General features: G+C 61.7%; 3 protein-coding genes and 1 pseudogene. 2 read left to right on the top strand and 2 right to left on the bottom strand.

Features of this window, described 5'->3' with window-relative positions; all coding sequences use genetic code 11:
• Both NW857_RS10865 and psaM read right to left on the bottom strand, forming a co-directional pair.
• Positions 1-404 (bottom strand): annotated as a pseudogene (locus NW857_RS10865) (DNA helicase RecG); the annotation flags it as partial.
• 162 nt (positions 405-566) lie between these two features.
• Complete coding sequence (gene psaM, locus NW857_RS10870) at positions 567-659, bottom strand: photosystem I reaction center subunit XII (RefSeq protein ID WP_414332959.1); 93 nt, start codon at positions 657-659, stop codon at positions 567-569.
• Positions 660-891: 232 nt separating this feature from the next.
• Between psaM and glyA the strand changes: the two genes are divergently transcribed.
• The gene (gene glyA, locus NW857_RS10875; protein WP_414368929.1) at positions 892-2,217 is read left to right on the top strand and encodes a serine hydroxymethyltransferase; all 1,326 of its coding nucleotides are present in this window, start codon (positions 892-894) and stop codon (positions 2,215-2,217) included.
• Positions 2,218-2,241: 24 nt separating this feature from the next.
• A partial coding sequence (locus tag NW857_RS10880; RefSeq protein ID WP_414368930.1) for a glycosyltransferase family 4 protein occupies positions 2,242-2,924 on the top strand: 683 nt, incomplete at its 3' end.

The following is a 2,924-nucleotide window of genomic DNA, read 5'->3' on the forward strand; positions in this document are numbered from 1 at the left end:
GTGTGCAGGCCCAGTTGCGCCAGTTTCTCCGCCGACTTGGGGCCAATGCCCTTGAGAAATTGCAGCGGCTGCTCCAAGCTAAGGCCCTTGGGCAGGGGCAAAGCAGGGCTAGGGGGGGCAGAGTGGACTTGTTCTTGCTGGCGACGCAGCCGCTCCAGCCAGCGGCGGGTTTCCGCCACCAGGTGCTGCCGCTCCGGCAGCTCTAGCTGGGGGTAGAGGCGATAGCGGGATCCCAGTTCTTTCCACCGCCGCCGGTCATCCCCATCCAGGATCCAGCCAGCGGGGGGATCCTGGCCAAACACACTCTGCAAAAATTGGGAGAAGGTCTGCTCTCGCCCCCGCAGGTCGGTAAACCCCACTTCTGCTTCCAGAGAAAGGGCGCGCTGAACCCGCTGTAGATCCACCTGGCTCAAGTTGCTTCTGGGTTGGCTGCCGGTAGTATCCTTTATCCAACTTTAGCCAATGGCAAAGCGTCCCAGGCGCAGCCCCTGGGCCTCAACTCAAAAGGGCCTGCTCTATAGGACAGGCCCCCGGATCCAGAGCAACCTTATTCTTCCAGATGGAAACTAGCTGCGGGCCAGGGCGGATCCCAGCAGCACGGCCATCACTGCCGGCACCAGGGCAATGGCCAGGATGGTGAAAACTTGCGCGTCGGTCATAGCCAACTCCTAAAACAAACCCAGTGCTGTAAACCTGCCCCTCACTTTACCCCGGCTGGTGACCAGACCTGGGGCCCAAAAACATTCTTTACAAAGCGGCCTTTGGTTCTGCGCTTAGCCGCTGCGGGATCCCCTGGCCTCAATTGTGTTACGATGTTGCTTCGCAACGCTGTTGCGACCGCAGGGTAATTCTGGCCTTTTTTTCTTTGCAACGTTTGCTCTTGGCGTCACCATGGTAGCCGCCCCCCACAGCCTAACCACTCCCCGGGACAACCTGGCCATTTTGGCCGAAACGGATCCCATCGTCTACCGCCTCATCCAGCAAGAACTCAACCGCCAGCGGGATCACCTGGAGATGATTGCCAGCGAGAACTTCACCTCGCCGGCCGTCCTGGCGGCGCAGGGCTCGGTGCTTACCAACAAGTATGCAGAGGGGCTGCCCGGCAAGCGCTACTACGGCGGCTGCGAATTTATCGACGAGATCGAACAACTGGCCATCGACCGCGCCAAGCAACTGTTTGGGGCGGCCCACGCCAATGTCCAGCCCCACTCCGGTGCCCAGGCCAATTTCGCGGTTTTCTTGGCTCTGCTGCAGCCAGGAGACACGATCATGGGCATGGATCTGGCCCACGGCGGCCACCTCACCCACGGCTCGCCAGTTAATGTCTCCGGCAAGTGGTTCCGCGTGGTGCACTATGGCGTGGATCCGCAGACGGAGCGGATTGATTTTGACCAGGTGCGGGATCTGGCCCTGCAGCACCGGCCTAAGCTGATTATCTGCGGCTACTCCGCCTACCCGCGGACAATTGATTTTGCTGCCTTCCGCGCCATTGCCGATGAGGTGGGGGCCTATCTGATGGCAGACATTGCCCACATCGCTGGCCTGGTGGCCACTGGGCACCACCCCAACCCCGTGCCCCTCTGCGATGTGGTAACCACCACCACCCACAAGACCCTGCGGGGGCCGCGCGGGGGGCTGATTCTCACCCGCGACCCGGAATTGGGCAAAAAGCTGGACAAGGCGGTGTTCCCCGGCAGCCAAGGGGGGCCTTTGGAGCATGTCATTGCCGGCAAGGCAGTGGCCTTTGGAGAAGCCCTGCAGCCCAGCTTTGCCCAGTACTCAGCCCAGGTCATTGCCAATGCTCAGGCACTGGCAGCAACGCTGCAACGACGGGGCATCCGGTTGGTTTCGGGGGGCACCGACAACCACCTGATGTTGCTGGATCTGCGCTCGGTCTCGGCAGTGCTGGAGAAAAACGGAGCGGCGGATCCGGTGATGACGGGCAAGCGGGCGGATCGCCTGATGGAGGAGATCCACATTACCGCCAACAAAAACACCATCCCCTTTGACCCGCAGCCGCCCTTTGTGGCCAGCGGCCTGCGCCTGGGATCCCCGGCCTTGACCACCCGCGGCCTGGGCGCAGCAGAATTTGAGGAAATTGGGGAAATTATTGCCGATTGCCTGTTTCAACCGGGGGATCTGGCTGTGCTCGAAGCCTGTCGCCGGCGAGTGGCCCAGCTTTGCCGCCGTTTTCCGCTCTACCCCCAGTTGGGATAACCGCAGTCCTCTCCGCGGCTTGCCATGCCCTACTTGGTTGCCTTTTTGGCTGCTGCCTGTGTGGTTCTCTGGGCAACCCCGGTGGTGAAGGCGGTCGGGATCCGCAGCGGCCAGTTGGATTTTCCCGATGAGCGTAAGATCCACCGGCAGCCTATGGTGCGCCTGGGGGGAGTTTCCATCTTTTTCGGCAACCTGGTGGCGCTGCTCTTGCTCTGGGGAGCTGGAGCCTTCGCCGGCTTGCGCACCGAGCAGGAGTACGAGATCTGGGGGGTGACGATCGGCGGCGTTTTGTTTTTTTTGATTGGCCTGGCCGACGATCTGTTTCAGTTGTCGCCCTTTTCCCGCCTGGCGATGCAGTTTGGGGTGGCTGCCGCCGCCTGGGGAGTGGGGGTGCGCATCGAGTTCATTAATCTACCGGGGATCGGCATCTGGCCCTTCCCGGTGTGGCTGAGCCTGCTGATTACCCTGCTGTGGCTGGTGGGGATGGCCAACGCCATCAACTTCATGGACGGCCTGGATGGCTTGGCGGCAGGGGTGTCAGGGATCGCGGCAGTCGTGATGCTGATGGTAACGCTGCTGCTGGATCGGCCGGCGGCGGCCATGCTGGCGGCAGCCTTGGCAGGGGCCTGCCTGGGCTTTTTGCGCTACAACTTCAACCCGGCTCAGATCTTCATGGGAGATGGGGGAGCCTACTTTTTGGGCTTTAC

Source organism: Synechococcus sp. H55.9, from assembly GCF_047462355.1.
Lineage (GTDB): Bacteria > Cyanobacteriota > Cyanobacteriia > Thermostichales > Thermostichaceae > Thermostichus.